This is a genomic window from Niallia sp. FSL W8-0635, from assembly GCF_038007965.1.
Classification (GTDB): Bacteria; Bacillota; Bacilli; order Bacillales; family Cytobacillaceae; genus Niallia.
Window position 1 is genome coordinate 1,552,594 of record NZ_JBBOYD010000001.1, and the last position, 16,312, is coordinate 1,568,905.

The 16,312-nt window shown below is 33.7% G+C and carries 15 protein-coding genes; 12 read left to right on the forward strand and 3 right to left on the reverse strand.

Annotated elements, in window-relative coordinates; translation table 11 throughout:
* Nucleotides 1–104: 104 nt before the first annotated feature.
* The 3 genes from NYE52_RS07265 to NYE52_RS07275 all read left to right on the forward strand — a co-directional run bounded on the left by NYE52_RS07265 (nucleotide 105) and on the right by NYE52_RS07275 (nucleotide 1,732).
* The gene (locus NYE52_RS07265; protein WP_341192465.1) at nucleotides 105–584 is read left to right on the forward strand and encodes a methylated-DNA--[protein]-cysteine S-methyltransferase; all 480 of its coding nucleotides are present in this window, start codon (nucleotides 105–107) and stop codon (nucleotides 582–584) included.
* A gap of 325 nt (nucleotides 585–909) precedes the next feature.
* Nucleotides 910–1,113: a hypothetical protein gene (locus NYE52_RS07270; RefSeq protein ID WP_341192466.1), complete on the forward strand. Its 204-nt coding sequence runs from the start codon at nucleotides 910–912 to the stop codon at nucleotides 1,111–1,113.
* A 373-nt stretch (nucleotides 1,114–1,486) separates the two neighbouring features.
* Nucleotides 1,487–1,732, forward strand: coding sequence for a DUF1450 domain-containing protein (locus NYE52_RS07275; protein ID WP_341192467.1), 246 nt, complete (start codon nucleotides 1,487–1,489; stop codon nucleotides 1,730–1,732).
* Between the two features lie 75 nt (nucleotides 1,733–1,807).
* On the opposite strand, the gene NYE52_RS07280 is transcribed toward NYE52_RS07275, so the two are convergent.
* Complete coding sequence (locus NYE52_RS07280) at nucleotides 1,808–2,440, reverse strand: helix-turn-helix transcriptional regulator (protein ID WP_341192468.1); 633 nt, start codon at nucleotides 2,438–2,440, stop codon at nucleotides 1,808–1,810.
* 234 nt (nucleotides 2,441–2,674) lie between these two features.
* On the opposite strand from NYE52_RS07280, the gene NYE52_RS07285 reads away from it, so the two are divergent.
* The 6 genes from NYE52_RS07285 to pdxA all read left to right on the forward strand — a co-directional run bounded on the left by NYE52_RS07285 (nucleotide 2,675) and on the right by pdxA (nucleotide 9,198).
* Nucleotides 2,675–3,292, forward strand: coding sequence for a superoxide dismutase (locus tag NYE52_RS07285; protein ID WP_341192469.1), 618 nt, complete (start codon nucleotides 2,675–2,677; stop codon nucleotides 3,290–3,292).
* A 54-nt stretch (nucleotides 3,293–3,346) separates the two neighbouring features.
* Entirely contained in the window at nucleotides 3,347–3,871 is a 525-nt protein-coding gene (locus NYE52_RS07290; protein WP_341192470.1) for an NADPH-dependent FMN reductase, read from the forward strand.
* A gap of 175 nt (nucleotides 3,872–4,046) precedes the next feature.
* Nucleotides 4,047–5,744 carry a sigma-54-dependent transcriptional regulator gene (locus tag NYE52_RS07295; protein ID WP_341192471.1) on the forward strand — a complete coding sequence of 566 codons (1,698 nt, stop codon included), beginning with the start codon at nucleotides 4,047–4,049 and terminating at the stop codon, nucleotides 5,742–5,744.
* A 149-nt stretch (nucleotides 5,745–5,893) separates the two neighbouring features.
* Nucleotides 5,894–6,877, forward strand: coding sequence for a 2-keto-3-deoxygluconate permease (locus NYE52_RS07300; protein WP_341192472.1), 984 nt, complete (start codon nucleotides 5,894–5,896; stop codon nucleotides 6,875–6,877).
* Between the two features lie 9 nt (nucleotides 6,878–6,886).
* Complete coding sequence (locus NYE52_RS07305; RefSeq protein ID WP_341192473.1) at nucleotides 6,887–8,197, forward strand: four-carbon acid sugar kinase family protein; 1,311 nt, start codon at nucleotides 6,887–6,889, stop codon at nucleotides 8,195–8,197.
* A complete protein-coding gene (pdxA, locus tag NYE52_RS07310) occupies nucleotides 8,194–9,198 on the forward strand; it encodes a 4-hydroxythreonine-4-phosphate dehydrogenase PdxA (RefSeq protein WP_341192474.1) in 1,005 nt (334 codons plus the stop codon). The genes NYE52_RS07305 and pdxA overlap by 4 nt, the downstream gene beginning before the upstream one ends.
* Nucleotides 9,199–9,277: 79 nt before the next feature.
* Here pdxA and NYE52_RS07315 read toward each other — a convergent pair whose 3' ends face one another.
* The gene (locus NYE52_RS07315) at nucleotides 9,278–10,900 is read right to left on the reverse strand and encodes a response regulator transcription factor (protein ID WP_341192475.1); all 1,623 of its coding nucleotides are present in this window, start codon (nucleotides 10,898–10,900) and stop codon (nucleotides 9,278–9,280) included.
* A 3-nt stretch (nucleotides 10,901–10,903) separates the two neighbouring features.
* Nucleotides 10,904–12,610, reverse strand: a complete 1,707-nt coding sequence (locus NYE52_RS07320; protein WP_341192476.1) for a sensor histidine kinase — start codon at nucleotides 12,608–12,610, stop codon at nucleotides 10,904–10,906.
* Nucleotides 12,611–12,847: 237 nt separating this feature from the next.
* On the opposite strand from NYE52_RS07320, the gene NYE52_RS07325 reads away from it, so the two are divergent.
* Genes NYE52_RS07325 through NYE52_RS07335 form a run of 3 tightly spaced genes read left to right on the forward strand, consistent with a single transcriptional unit; the run spans nucleotide 12,848 to nucleotide 16,306 of the window.
* Nucleotides 12,848–13,810, forward strand: a complete 963-nt coding sequence (locus tag NYE52_RS07325) for an ABC transporter permease (RefSeq protein WP_341192477.1) — start codon at nucleotides 12,848–12,850, stop codon at nucleotides 13,808–13,810.
* A 16-nt stretch (nucleotides 13,811–13,826) separates the two neighbouring features.
* The gene (locus NYE52_RS07330; protein ID WP_051640992.1) at nucleotides 13,827–14,747 is read left to right on the forward strand and encodes a carbohydrate ABC transporter permease; all 921 of its coding nucleotides are present in this window, start codon (nucleotides 13,827–13,829) and stop codon (nucleotides 14,745–14,747) included.
* A 17-nt stretch (nucleotides 14,748–14,764) separates the two neighbouring features.
* Complete coding sequence (locus tag NYE52_RS07335; RefSeq protein ID WP_341192478.1) at nucleotides 14,765–16,306, forward strand: sugar ABC transporter substrate-binding protein; 1,542 nt, start codon at nucleotides 14,765–14,767, stop codon at nucleotides 16,304–16,306.
* Nucleotides 16,307–16,312: the final 6 nt, after the last annotated feature.

Sequence of the window (16,312 nt, forward strand, 5' to 3'; positions counted from 1 at the left end):
AAGCAATTCTAGTCAAAAGCATGATGAAATAAAGGAATACTAGTATGTTGCTACATGTTTTTCTGCTAAAATAAATAGTAAAATAAGCCTTATGGGGGAATAGCATGTTTACAATTGATTACCATTCTCCAATTGGAGTAATCGAGATTAGTGGGACGGAAAAGGCTGTTCACTCTATTTTGTTTTCGGAAAAAGAACTAGCAGAAAATGTAGTTGATGGGTATACACCAAATGTATTAGTCACCTGCTGCGAGCAATTAGATGCCTATTTTAAGGGGATACGACGTGATTTCTCTTTTCCAATGGAATTAGGGGGTACTCCTTTTCAAAAACAAGTTTGGAATGCGTTAACGACTATTCCTTATGCGGCTACTGGATCCTATAAAGATATTGCCTACAACATTGGGAATGAAAAAGCAGTGCGAGCAGTTGGAAGTGCAAATGGCAAAAATAAGCTATGTATTGTCATTCCATGTCATCGAATTATTGGTGCAAATGGAACATTAACTGGATATGCAGGTGGCTTATGGAGAAAAGAATGGCTGCTTAGTCATGAGCAGAAATTTGGCCAAACTATCCAATAAGGAAAAAGCAAGAAGCAGAAAAATCCTCTTTTTAGAAAATTTTTCTGCTTCTTTTTAGAACTGTAAAAAGCTCTATAAGAGTACCAGCTCCACCTACGCTGAGTACGATGATAACCACTGATGTTATCCAACCTAATTAGTATTATATTTGAAAACGATTACAAAATCAAATATTGTGAATCAGTGAGCGGATTTGTCCGAATATTATTATTAATTAGGATAATATTACCATATGATATAAGGAGAACAATCAAGCTTTTTTTAAGATTATTAGCATAAATAAAAGGGAATAGAAAATCCTATAGAAAAAAGGGAGGTACCTTATATGGAAGAGCAAAAAGGATCAAAGCTACCCAATTTTGATGCCTTAACAGATAGAGTTATTGCTGAAGATTCAGATGTACCTAGTGTATCAATTAAAACAAATGTTGATCCTAAAAATGTATTGGAAGATAATCCGTATTTTGATAATACGAAAACATACAGCGAAGAAGAATTGGCGAAGTTAAAGAAATTTTTTGGAGGATAGGAACAAATTTCTCCATCGAGGAATAATAGTGATTAATAAAACGAAGCTCTTTATGTAGATATTCCTGAACCTGTTTGTACATAACAAGTCAGCTACAAAGGAGTTTTTTTGCTTGTTATGAATCGAATCAAACAAAAGCTACTTTTCTTGCTTTTTTGTATAGAAAGTGATTAAATGTATATACTTGTTTTTTATACTATACGGTATAAAAAAGAGTTAGAATTGTGGATGATTGTCCTTTTGAGGAGTAATTTATCTGCTGTTAGATCATTAAAATAAAGTAATATTTTTTGATTTCTTTTAAGTGTGAACTATTAATAAAATCATCGTTTATATAGAGTTAATGGAGAAATGGGAAAGGAGGAGATGAAAGATGGGGATTGTAGTAGTAGAAATATGTGACGGAAGTTTGATTACGGAAATAGATTTAGAAAAAATTATAGAATCAAAATATCCAGAAGTTGCAGTGATTGAAAGCAGCTGTCTTTCATTTTGTGGGATGTGTGCAAAGCGACCTTATGCCATTGTGAATGGAAAAAGAATTTTTGCGAAAACCACAGAAGAATGTCTCCGATTAATTATGAAGCAAATTGAAGTGGAACTAGCTATTTTTGCATAAGTTATTTTTTAAAAAGGGAAGTCTTTAAGTAAATACTTAAGGCTTCCCTTTTCTATTGTACCAGTTCTCATTTTATTAAGAGACAAACTTCACTAAAAATTTACAGTAATTATCTCCTTCTGTACGACAGCATGTTCTGTTAACTGTATTTGTTCCTAGAACGTTTTTAAGCATTTCTGTTTCACATCGACAGGCAACTTTAAACTCCTTAGCTACTTCTAAGATAGGACAATTATATTCGGTTATTTCAAACGTTTGGTCGTCCACTTTTGCTAGATCAGCCATATATCCTTTTTCGTTTTGAATCTCAACCATTTCCTTCATTTTCTCAGAAGGGTTCTTGTCACTCATGCGAGATATATATTCTTTTGTCAGACGTTCTTCCCGTTTATTAAATAACTGCTGAACCGAGTCGTCGCCATAAAGCTCTTTTACATCATGCAATAAATCAATACTAATTCCTTCATAGCTTTTCGGAAAAAAATGTTCTGCTTTTTCCGCCAGCGTAAAGCTTTGAATAGGTCTTCCCATTGGCTGTTTTACTAGTTCGGATTGAATCAATCCATCTTTTTCTAATATCGTTAAGTGCTTTCGCACGGCCATATGCGTAATTTGCAGGCAATCTGTAAAATCATTTACCGTTAAAGATCCTTCCTTTTTAAGTAGATGAAGGATTTTATCTTTTGTCGTTTTTTGTTTATTAGTCATTATATACCTCCATTCTATACATTGGAGAGAGAAAATAAGTAAATCAAAGTATAGTGAAATTAATTATACCAGATAGTATAAAATGTTGAAAGCAGTTAATGTACGAGAACTCGCGAGCAGTATTTTTCCTCCATTCTAAAGATAAAATAATTGATTTTTTTCTTTCCTTGGTTTATTGTTTATATATACTTTTTAAACTAATAAGTATAAAAACAAATATTGGAGGAATTACAAATGACTACATATTCATTACCAGCTTTACCATACGAATTTAATGCGTTAGAGCCGCATATCGATCAACAAACAATGGAAATTCATCATGGAAAACATCATCAAACTTATGTGAATAATTTAAATGCAGCTCTAGAAGGACAGGATGCATTACAAGCAAAATCATTAGAGGAGCTATTAAGCAATCTTGATGAAGTGCCAGAACAAATTAGAACTGCTGTTAGAAATAATGGTGGCGGTCATTTAAATCATTCTTTATTCTGGGAAGTGATTGCACCAGCTACAGGTGAAAATGCTCCTTCTGGTGAATTAGCAGAAGCGATTAATAAAGCATTCGGAAGCTTTGATGCATTCAAAGAACAATTTACTGCAGCAGCTACAACTAGATTTGGATCTGGTTGGGCATGGTTAGTTGTTGATCAAGAAGGTAATTTAAAAGTAACAAGCACACCGAACCAAGATAATCCAATTATGGATGGAGAAAAGGCTATCTTAGGATTAGATGTTTGGGAGCATGCTTACTACCTAAATTACCAAAACAGAAGACCTGAGTACATTTCCAATTTCTTCTCTATCATTAATTGGAGCGTAGTTGCAGATAAATTTGCTAATAATAACTGATAAGATGAATGAAGATTAAGTGTTTCATGCTTATCTTTAAGCTTGGAGGATAATATGAAGCTTGTAGGTATTTCTGGTTCATTAGTTGGTTCCAAAACTTCAAAAGCAGTAAATGAAGTTTTAGTAGCAGCTAAGTCACTTGATCCAACTATTCAAGTGGAGTTAATTGATTTAAGAGAATTCGATATTGAATTTGTTAATGGGGCACCCCTGAGCTATTATAACGATGATACAATTAAAGTTGTAAATACAATTTTAGCAAGTGATGCTCTTGTGATAGGAACACCTGTATATCAAGCTTCCATTACTGGTGTATTAAAAAATCTATTTGATCATTTACCAGTTGATGCATTCAAATCAAAAGTAACTGGGATGGTTATCACAGGTGGTACAGATAAACATTTTCTTGTGATGGAATATCAATTGAAGCCAATTCTTACTTATTTTAAAGGATTGGTTACTGTACAAAATGTGTTTGTGCATAATGACTATTTTGATGATGAGAATGAAATTACGGATGAAGATGTTAAAAAGCGAATGGCTAAATTAGCGGAGGAAATTGTTTATTTAAAGCGCTAGTTTAAGCTTATCTATATGACCACATGACAGATCTGCTATATATTAGTAGGTCTGTTTTTTATTATTTAAAAGGGTTCTTGCTTGTTTTAGCTCCACTAAATTATGGAACAGGTACTTGACATCTAATCTTATTTCTTTCAATGTATAAAGTAATAACGAACGATAGGTGAATACGATGGAAATTAAAACTTTATTAATTGCACCATATCCTGCATTGGAGCATGTAATGGAAGAATGTATAAAAATTGATCATGAACTTAATATGCATATTGAATTGGCGAATCTACAGGAGGCAATTCCAATTGCAAAAGAGGCGGAAAAGCAAGGAATTGAGATAATAATAAGCCGTGGGGGAACGGCACAATTAATAGAGCAAGAAGTGAATATTCCAGTTGTTGATATACATGTTTCTGGCTATGATATGCTACGCGTTCTGACCTTGGCAAATGATTATCCAGGAAAAAAAGCAATTGTTGGGTTCTCTAACATTACCATTGGAGCTAAAGCAATAACAGATTTGTTAGAAATTCCAATTGAGGTATTTACGATTGAGGATGCGAAAGAAGTTGAACCATTGGTGAATCAATTGAAAATAGATGGCTATCAATTAATCATTGGGGACGTTATTACACGGGATGCAGCAGCTAAGTCTAATCTAGAAGGGATACTGATACAATCAGGAAGAGAAGCTATATTTGAAGCTATTAAAGAAGTTAAGAGCATTTACCGAATGCTGAGAAAGCAACGTTTGCAAATGACTATTATGCAAACCGCCATAGAGAGACAATTATTGGATGTTATTGTAGTGAATGGTGAAGGGACTATTGTCTATGAAAACTGGGCAATATTCGATCGTACGCAAGTTCCAATAAAAAAATTGATAAATGGGATACATAAAAAAAATTATATTCAAGAAGAACTAGATATAATAGAGACGAATCAGCATAAAAGAATAAAACAGATGATTGTTCCAATAAATTTTGAGGGAGAGAATCATTATTTGTTTGCATTCTCTTTATTAGATGAATTAGTGCCGGAAAATCCTTTGCATATTATAGATGTCCAAACTCAACCGGTAATCATCTCTAAAAGTGAGAAGATGAAGAGATGTATCGATAAGATAGATAGTAATCTTAATAATAATTATTGGATACTAATAGGGAAATCGGGCACTGGAAAAAAACAAATTTCAAAACTTATTCATTACAAAAAAAATAGGGGGATTGGTTTTTTAGGAATCCTATCTGCTGCTGCATGCCTTACGATGAAAAATCAAATAGACTCGGATATAAGATCGATATATATTAATGAAATCGAAATGTTAAGTGCTCGCGAGTTAAGCTTGTTTGTTGAAAAAGTAAAGACTATACATGCTTCGGGGATAACGGTGATTATTGCAATAGATACGATAGACACTGAAATATATAACTCTATTTCCTATTCTGATTTCACTCGCATTGATTTTCCAACTTTGTTTGAGAGGAAAGAGGATATAAGGCCATTAGCAGCACTCTTTTTAGCTGCTTTTCATGCAGAATTTGGAACTTCAGCTATTAAAATAAAGGAAGAGGCTTTGCAGGTATTGGAATCCTATACCTGGCCAGGCAATGTGGAAGAATTATATATTCTTATTCGTGATGCAGTGAGGGAAGAAAAAGGGTTCGTAATAGGGAAGAGGTTAATTCAACTGCTTCTAGGAGATAGGTTAAATAAAATAGAAAGTATCGATAATGAGTTTTTACAAGGTACTTTAGTAGAAATTGAAAAAAGAATTATTGATGCCGTTATGGAAGAAGAGCATTATAATCAAACAAAAGTTGCGGAAAGACTAGGGATAAATCGAACGACTCTATGGAGGAAGCTGAAACAATAAGTTTTCAGCTTTTTTTTGTGCCTGGTGTTTAATTTTGCAACATTTTATACTATTTTCATTGTGTTAATAAATGAAAGCAATTACAATTACTATTGTAAACGATTACTTATTGTTTTAAATTGAAACATACTAAAAGGAGTGTTAAAATTATGAAGATAAAAGAAACGTTGGATCGGATTCCTGGAGGGATGATGGTAGTTCCGTTGTTAATTGCAGCACTGTTAAATACATTCACTCCCAATCTTCTAAGAATTGGAAATTTCACGGAGGCTTTATTTGTTAATGGGGCACCTACTTTAATTGCATTATTTCTTTTATGTACTGGAGCACAAATCAATGTAAAATCCTTTGGAGTTTCTGTTGGGAAAGGAGCAACCTTATTACTAACAAAATGGGTTGTTGGTGCCGTCTTTGGATTATTAGCGTATCTATTTGCTGGAGATAATGGTCTTTGGTTAGGTTTAGCACCTATTGCCGTTATTGCCGCAATGACAAATAGTAATGGTGGATTATTTGTTGCATTAGTTGGTCAGTACGGCAGTAAAGAAGACCGAGCAGCTTATTCACTTTTAGCTCTTAATGATGGACCTTTTTTAACAATGGTTGCTTTATCAATCTTTGGTGCGATGGGATTTGTTGATGGATTGTTTTCTGTTACTTCCTTTATTTCCGTGCTTCTTCCTATTGTTGTCGGGATGGTGTTAGGGAATTTAGATGATAAAATGAGAGAATTTTTAGATAGCGGAAGTTCTATGTTAATTCCATTCTTTGCTTTTGCTCTTGGAATGGGGATTAATTTCTCTGCCATTATAGAAGGTGGTTTAGCAGGAATCATTCTAGGATTATTAACTGTTTTTGTAACAGGAACAGCTGGTTATTATGTATTTAAACTTCTAAAATGGAATCCAATTGTTGGGGCCGCGGAAGGTTCAACAGCTGGAAATGCGGTGGCAACTCCGGCAGTAATAGCAGCTGCAAATGTCAGCTTCGCATCAGTGGTGGATATTGCAACAGTTCAGGTTGCTGCTTCTGTGGTGACCACAGCAATACTACTTCCAATCTATGTAGGATTCTTAGTGAAAAGATTAGAAAAAAAAGGATATAAATTTGAGGAACAAGGTATCAAAATGTAAGGTAAGGATGTGTTCGACTTGAGAAATAAAATGGGCATTATTTCAGATGATTTAACAGGCGCTAATGATTCAGGTGTTCAGCTGGCGATGAAAGATTTGTCAACTACTGTAGTGTTTGATGTTAAAAATTCGTCTGAAAACGCAGATTCTGATGTTCTTATATTAGATACGGATAGCAGAGCAAAAAACGAAGAAGAAGCATATCAGTCGGTAGTAGAGGCGGCTACATTTCTAAAAAGAAGAGGGTATCAACATATATATAAGAAGGTTGATTCCACGCTAAGAGGGAACATAGAAGCTGAACTTACAGCGATAGAAGCTGTTTATGAGCCAGAGGTCATTGTTATTGCTCCAGCCTATCCCAAAATGGGACGTCAAACCATCAATGGGCATCATTTTGTAGGCGGTGTCATCATAACAGAAACTGAATTTTCAAACGATCCGAAGACACCAGTGGAAGAATCCTATTTACCAAAGCTCTTAAATCCAACAGATAATAGGAAAATTAAACTATTAAATAAGGAAATTTGGAATAAATCTAAGGAAGAGATAGATAGCATCATACGCTCTTCGATAGAGGAAGGTAATAAATGGTTTGTTTGTGATGCGGAAACAGAAGAGGATCTTTTCCATATCGCAGAACTGTTTGTAAGGATAAATAAATCAATCGTATGGGCAGGATCAGCTGGACTAATTGAGTATTTGCCAGAAATATTAAACCTAAATTCTGCTTCTGTAAAAGATACAGAAGAAATGGAAATTAATCATACACTTATTGTTTCAGGAAGTTTATCTCAAGTAACCAAAAAGCAACTATGCAAGGTTAAGAGTTTATCAAACTCCTATTTTCTGAAAATTAATCCTGTTGATTTAGTTAATCAAATATATAGATTGGATGAGCTTGCGAATAAAGTTGAGCAACATAAGGGCTGTAAACATTTTGTGCTTTATGTGGAAGCTGATGATACTAGCAGAACGAGTGCGGTAGAAGCTGGTAAGAAGTTTGGTTTAAGTAAAACTGATGTAAGTGAGGCAATATCGAACGGTTTGGGGTTTATTGCAAACCATTTATTAAAGGCTTTTCCTACTATCAAAGGTTTAGTGTTAACAGGTGGAGATACAGCCAAGGCAGTATGTCGAGCACTAGGTGTTACGGAAATGGAATTGTATTTGGAGATTGAGGCAGGACTTCCCTTTGGTAAATTTAGAACAGAGATTAATAGTTATTGGGCGGTTACTAAGGCTGGTGGATTTGGGGCAGAAGAATCATTAATAAAAGCATTAGAATTTTTGATTAACAAAAGAAGGGTGATAGTATGAGTAAATTAAAACCAATAGTAGGTATAACAATGGGAGATGCAGCAGGTGTTGGTCCAGAGATTATTCTAAAGAGTCTCGGTAAAGAGGAAATGTATGATATTAGCCGACCTTTAGTAATTGGTGATAGTAAAATTTTAGAAAGAGCAAAACAGTTTGTAAATAGCGAGTTGATAATAAAGAATATATCTGTAGAAGACATTGCAGAAGTATCTTATCATTATGGTACAGTTTATTGTTTAAATCTAAATTTATTGGATGAAACGCTTCCTATTGGTACAGTATCTCCAGAAGCAGGGAATGCAGCATTTCAATATCTTGCTAAAGCAATTGAGCTTGCAAAAGAAGAGAAAATTCACGCCATTTGCACGGCACCTTTAAATAAAGAGGCATTGCATAAAGGTGGACATAAATATCCAGGTCATACAGAAATTTTAGCTGATCTTACTGGAACACAAGATTTTTCTATGATGCTTTCTGCACCTAACCTAAAAGTTATTCATGTAACAACACATGTTGGAATTATTGATGCAGTAAAAATGATAAATCCAGAACGTGTTTATCATGTTATTAAACTTGCATATGATACGTTGCAAAAAGCAGGAATTGAAAACCCTAAAATTGCAGTATGTGGTATAAATCCGCATGCTGGTGAAAATGGACTATTTGGTTATGGAGAAGAAGAAGAGAAAGTAATCCCTGGTGTAGAGAAGGCACAAAGTGAGGGCATAGAAGCAGTTGGCCCACTTCCAGCAGATACATTATTTTTCCGAGCAGTTCGCGGAGATTTTGATATTGTTGTAGCAATGTATCATGACCAAGGACATGGTCCAGTGAAAGTATTGGGATTAGACGCAGGAGTAAATATTACGGTTGGTTTGCCAATTATTCGAACAAGTGTGGACCACGGGACAGCATTTGACATTGCAGGTAAGGGGATTGCGGATGAAAAAAGCTTAATGGAAGCAATGCGTCAGGCGGTTGAATTAGCTCCTAAAATATGATTAAAGGAGTCTATTTATTCTGGTAAAGAAGATGTAGATAGTCAAGTTTCTTTGAGATAAATAAATTTGGCCTCACACTCTAATGAGTGGAGGCTTTTTCTTTACGTCGATATTCAAAAGGAGTATAGTTTGTCTCTTTTTTAAACAGTTTAGTAAAGTAAGAGTAATTCCCATAACCAACTTTATCGGAGATGATATGAACTGGCAAGGTTGTTTGAATGAGTAACGTCTTAGCGAGTTCTACTCTTTTTTTAATGATATAGTTGACAAGAGAGAGGCCCTTTTCTTTCTTGAAAATTCTTGCAATATAATCTGGACTTAAGTACACAATTTTTGCAATGCTATCTCTTGTGATATTTTCATGATAATGTGCATCAATATAATCGCAAATGGTATTTACAACAGATTTCTGTGAATGAATAAAGTCTAAATAATGGAGTGAAGTATCTGCTAAATAGGTAATATAAATCATCATATCATCAATGGAACGTAATGATTGAGTCTGTAGTAGGTTATTCGTATTTCCATCAAATAATTTGTGAGCGAGCACTTCCTGCTTTTTTAAATGAGTAAATAATAATTGAGTGATGTCTAATCGGAAATTGTGTAATACATTAAGGTTGAGATTATTGGTATCTTTTAAGTGAATTAAATATTGTTCACATTTATTTAGAAACCTTTGTTTATTACCGTTTTGAAGATGTTTTTCCCAAATGTCCAAATTAGGTTCTGTATACGGATTTGTTTTCTTTTCATAAGATTGAAAAAACTGAACTGTGTTTCTAAAATCAATCATATCCTCGCTTTTTTGTTGTAGTTGTTTTACTGCTTTGTGAAGTTTTTCCAAAGGTGTAGAAAAACAAAAACTAAAGCGAGTATCTATTAACAAATCATTTCGCAGAGTCTGGATTAAGTTCTGGCATAATGAAATGAATGACTGATAATCGAAATGCTCCTTGGAATTTTTTATAAGAAGTACATATTTTTCTTTATTAATATCTAATCCAACAATACTTTCCAAAGAAAAAGGGGTTTCCTTAAAGGATTCTTCTAAATGGACGTTTAATTTTAAGACCAAGTTTTCATCTATTTCTAAAATAGGAGGTATTTCCTCTTTTAACGAAATCTTATATGGAAATATGTTTAATAGAATTGGCAAAAAGCAGTCATCTGGGGAATAACTTAAATGATTTTTTAGTAATTGTTCTTCCAGTTCTGCTTTAAGCCATTTTGGATTACTTAAATAGGAACTCCAAAAATGATCCACTAGTTTTTGTTTATTTTGTTGCCAATACTGGCCAACTTGGATAGCTTCTTCGCTTTGCTGCTTTATTTTTATTTTTTTTATCGCTTTCAAAATACTAAACTCTAATTTATCGATTTCTATTGGCTTTAAATAGTATTCAAAGCTCTGAAGTTCAATGGCCTTTTGGGCATAATGAAAATCAGCAAAATTTGTTAAAAAAATTGTTTGTATCGAATATCCTTCTTGTCGGACCCATGCTAATAATTCAAGACCGCTACCGTATGGCATTTCTATATCTGAAATAAGCAAGTGGATGTTCTCATTAATAAAGATATTCTTTGCTTGGCGAATATTATGAGCAGTATAAACTTGTTCAATCCCTAGAGTTCCCCAGTTAACTTTTTCCTTCAGTAACTTAACGAGAAATCGATCATCATCTACTATTAAGACATTCATTTTTTATTCCTCCAGTAATTGTTTTGGTATAACTAATTGAACAAAAGCTCCATCATTTATTCCATTTGAAAAGGATATAGAAAAGCTATTTCCATAAAACATTTGAAGTCTTTGGATGACATTATTTATTCCGATTTGTTTTCCATTAACTTCTGATAGGGGTAGTTGATTTTGAAGTTTGTTCAGTATATCTAATGGATAACCAGGCCCATTATCTTTTATGGTAATGTTTAATTTTTGTTCGTCTTTTGCAGGGGTAATACTTAGTGAAATGACTAGAGTTTCCTCATAATTTATATCAGAAAATCCATACTTGATACTATTTTCAATAAAAGTTTGCAGAATCAACGGAGGTATTTGCATCTCCTCAATGTTTAGTTGAATGGATGTTTCATAATGAAAAGTCGGACCATGTAATAATTGTTGAATAGAAAGATAATCGCTAATGTGATCAAGCTCTTTTTTTAACGAAACAAGGTAATGATTTGTTTGAAAAAGGTATCGAAAGTAACGGGATGTCGCAATAGACATTTTCTTGATTTCGGCAAACATATGCAGTTCTGCCATACTATGAATACTTGATAAACAATTGATATAGAAATGTGGTTTAATCTGTAATCGTAAAAAATCCATCTCTATTCTTTTCTTTTCCAGCTCTTGCTCATAAATATTAATTTTTAATTTTTTTATTTCTTGCATTAGGTTCTTGAATTGTGTATTAGCCTGCTCTAGTTCGATAATGCTGTTGCTTTCAAAATTAATCGTATCGTTACTATTGTTTAGCTCAGATAGATTTTTAGAAAACTTTTGAATAGGAAAGATTAAACGATTTTTTATATAGAGAAAAATAAAAAATAAGATAATGCTAATAACGATAGTTGCAAGAATTAAGAGGACTTGTGTGATAACTACATGTTTAAAGGCACCGAAATGATCTACGTTTATTTGTAAGCTAAACGGCAGTAGTATATTCTTTTCTTCAAATAGTAACTTGCTTGTAAAAAAGGGAGAGGATGCCGCTTCATCTTTTGCCATTTGTTGATCAGTTGTTATTATCGTTTTTCCCTCTTGTTTCATGACGATGGAACCATTACTCCCTAAGTTAAAGCCATTTAACGGTTTTAATAGATCTTCTGCAGACACTAAACAAACGAAAATTCGATTATCATAGCTTAATAGATGATAAAAATAAAAAGTTTCGTTTATTTTTATCGTTTTCCATGTACTAAATATTTCATATGTATGTAGCGCATCATTTTTAGAGAAAAAGTAATTCTTTGCTTGTAGATAATCTTGATAAGGTAGTTCTATAGGTGAAGCGTTAGAAAAAAACGATTCTTTTTTGAGACCAAGAAAGAACTGAAACTCTTTTCCAATCGAGTATTGAAAGTCATTTACTCTTGTTCGAAAATTACTTAAATTTTGTGGGAAAACGTCCATATCCATATTCTCTTCCATTTCTTCAATTATTGGTTCGTGTACTACTGTCCAAATCATAAAGTGGTCTATCGCGTTTAAATTGGAGCGAACATTTTCTATATAAAATTTGACGGAATTCGTAATGGTATCAATGCTTTGTTTCCTTGTAATAGAGATTGTTAACATACTAATAAACATGTTTATTAGTAAGATAATTACCATAATGATTAAAAGTACTTTTAAATAGTAATTTATAGAGCGGGATGGGTTCTTATCAATGGAACGTATCATTTACTCATCTCCAATGCTTATTTTCATTATATAAACGTAATACACTTTTTCTAGCAATATTCCGTTTTGAAAAAGGAAAATAACTGAAATACAACGGAATACTGCTATTTCTTAGTGTGGAATAGAGAAATAAGAAGAAAATCTGTCCTAATTAGTATTATTTCAGGTCGGATTAGCTCTATTTTTATTGAATGCGCTTTCATATAATGATTATAACAAATAAAGGAGGTGGTAGAGTTGAAAAGTACGATTGCTGTGGAAAAAAACACGCAAATCACACCTGATTTTCCAAATAAGAGAAATTATTTAAAGCGGATGAAAAAAAGTCTTCCATTATATGTATTACTTCTGCCCACTCTCATTCTATTAATTTGTTTTACGTATATCCCTATGTATGGAATTATCATGGCGTTCAAGGATTATTCTCCTGCACTCGGGATTTGGAATAGCCCGTGGGTAGGAATGAAGCATTTTATACAGTACTTTCATTCCTATCAATTTGGTTTAACGCTAAAAAACACATTATATATTAGTTTGTATAGTCTTTTTGTAGGGTTTCCACTTCCGATTGCATTAGCTATTCTCTGTAACCAAATGCGGATTGGAATGTTTAAAAAGTTCTTTCAAGTTACCACTTACTTGCCTCATTTTATTTCAACGATGGTAATGTGTGGTATGATATTAATTTTTCTATCACCGAGCACTGGGCTTATAGCCAATATTTTATCTATATTTGGGATGGAAATGCCGAATCTTCTATCTAAACCGACACTTTTCAGTAGTGTATATGTATGGAGTGATGTATGGCAGCATTTAGGATGGGATAGTATTATTTTTCTGGCAGCATTGTCAGCTATTGATCCTACCTATTACGAGGCGGCAACGATGGATGGTGCAAGCCGCCTACAGAAAATTATCCATATAGACTTACCACTAATTATGCCTACGGCTATGATTTTATTAATCTTGCGTGCTGGAAGTCTTTTAAGTGTAGGCTTTGAAAAAGTTTTATTATTACAAAATCCATTGAATTTAACTGGAAGTGAGGTTATTTCAACCTATGTTTATAAGGTAGGGATGCAAAACTTTCAATATAGCTTATCAACTGCGATTGGTTTATTTAACACGATAGTAAATGTTATCATTTTACTTCTTGTAAATTGGCTATCCAAGAAACTAACAAAAACAAGTTTATTATAGGAAGGAGGCCTCAGTCTTGGAAGGAACACTTATTCAAAAATTTAATAAAAAATCACAAAAGAAAAAAAGTTGGAATGATCGCTTGTTTGACATTGCTGTCTATACGACTGCTATTTTAATGATTTTAATGATTGTGTATCCTTTATGGTTTATTATTATCGCTTCCTTTAGTAATCCAACAGATGTTACAAATGGAAACGTATGGTTTTGGCCAAAAGAGTGGAAGGTAGATGGCTATATTGAATTATTTAAGCAGGAAATTATTTGGAGATCTTATTTGAATACAATTATTTACACGGTTGTGGGGACGATTATCGCTTTAATCGTTAATATTCCTGCAGGATATGCTTTATCAAGGGCTGATTTATTCGGGAAAAAGTGGCTATCTATTTTTATACTTATTCCTATGTTTGTAAGTGGAGGATTGGTACCAACTTATCTAGTTATAAAAGGATTTGGGTTACTTGATACCTTTTGGGTAATGGTATTACCTTTTGCTGTGTCCTCTTTTAATATAATCATCGCTAGAACTTTTTTTAAAAATAGTATACCGGATACGTTGTGGGAGGCAGCGCAAATTGATGGATGTGGAACAATCAGATATTTTTTAACGATAGTATTGCCATTATCAAAAGCTATTTTAGCTGTAATTGGTTTGTGGACTGCCGTTGGTATTTGGAATTCATGGTTTAATGCACTGATTTATATTTCCAATGAAGACTTGCAGCCGCTTCAATTAGTTTTGAGAAGGATTCTAATTTCCAATGAATCTTTGCTTGGTACTGCATCTGGGGAACTGGCATCAGAATTAAGAAGATTATCCGAAATGATGAAGTATGCAGCGATAGTTGTATCAACTGCACCTATTATGTGTTTATATCCATTTTTGCAAAAATATTTTAATCAAGGTGTCATGGTTGGTTCTATAAAAGAGTAATAGAAAGGGGAATAGCAATGATAAAGAGAAGCTGGAAAGGGTTACTAAGTGTTGTTTTAGCAAGTAGTTTAATTGTTGGCTGTAGCAATGCTAACATGAGCACCAAAGAAAAGGAAGATGGGGAATATCGAATTGCAACCGTTCGTTGGGCAGACTGGGGCGATGATTTTCTTAAAGGCTTTGTAGAAGACACAGAAAAAGAAGCTGGAATTAAAGTCGATTGGGACATCTATTTAAATTCCGAATGGGGAGATAAGAAATCAGTACTGATGGCAGGTGGAGATTTACCAGATGCATTTTGGGGATCGTTAGCTTTAAGTGATGGGGATATTGCCCAAAACCAAAGTCTTTTCATTCCATTAGAGGATTTAATTGCAGAAAATATGCCGAATCTAATGGCGGCATTTGAGACAGAGCCATCATTACGAGCTCTAGTTACCTCTCCTGATGGCCATATTTATAGCTTGCCTAAGAAATTGCCTTTAAGACCGTTAACAGGAAATCAGCTATTTATTAATCAAAAATGGTTAGATAATTTAGGCTTGGAAATGCCAGATACGTATGAAGATTTTTATAATGTTCTAAAAGCATTTAAGGAAAAGGATGCAAATGGAAATGGAGATTTAAATGATGAAATTCCTTATGGAGGGAATATTTATGGGTTTATATTGCCATTTGGCGTAACGAAAGGAAATGATAAAGCTGGTCTAATGACTTTAAAGGATGGAAAGCCTTCTTACATTCCTACACAGGAAGAATATAAAGAGGGAATTGCATGGATGAATAAAGCGTACAAGGATGGCTTAATCGATCAAGAATTGTTTACACAGGATGATTCTATGGCAGAAGCAAAACGTAAAGATGAAAACGGTTCATTAGTAGGAGTCGCTTTTGGATGGACAGCAGATGCTGTATTTGGTCCAAATGCCAAGGAATATGTTCCATTGGCGCCGCTTAAAGGTCCTGATGGAGAAAGATACGTAATTTCTGATACGGAAACCTATTCGAGAAATGAACTACTTATTACGACTCAAGCCAAGGATCCAGCAAAATTATTACAATGGGCAGATAAATTTTATACAGAGGATGCTAGTATTCAAACTTTTTATGGATCATTTGGCATTGGGGTAGAGAAAAATGATGATGGAACGTATCAAGTATTGAATGCACCTGAAGGAGAATCAGCAGATATTTTTGCTTGGACTAATTCATTCCGTGATTTTGGCCCTAAATATATTGAAGATGGATTTAATGAAAAGGTAACTTTGCCAACTGATAGTGGGGATGGATTAAAGCTAGAACTTGATAAAAAAATAAGTGAATATGCAAGAGAGCAATTTCCAACAGTAAGCTTTACAGCAGATGAAATGCAACGTTTAAATACGTTGAATGTAGACTTAACTTCCTATGTGAATTCCATGCAATCTAAATGGGTTGTAGAAGGTGGAGTAGAAAAAGAATGGGATGATTATATAAGTCAACTAGAAAAAATGGGTTACGGTGAGTTTATGGAAATCCAAAATACTGCATTTAACAGATATCAGGAATCATTAAAGTAGAAAGTA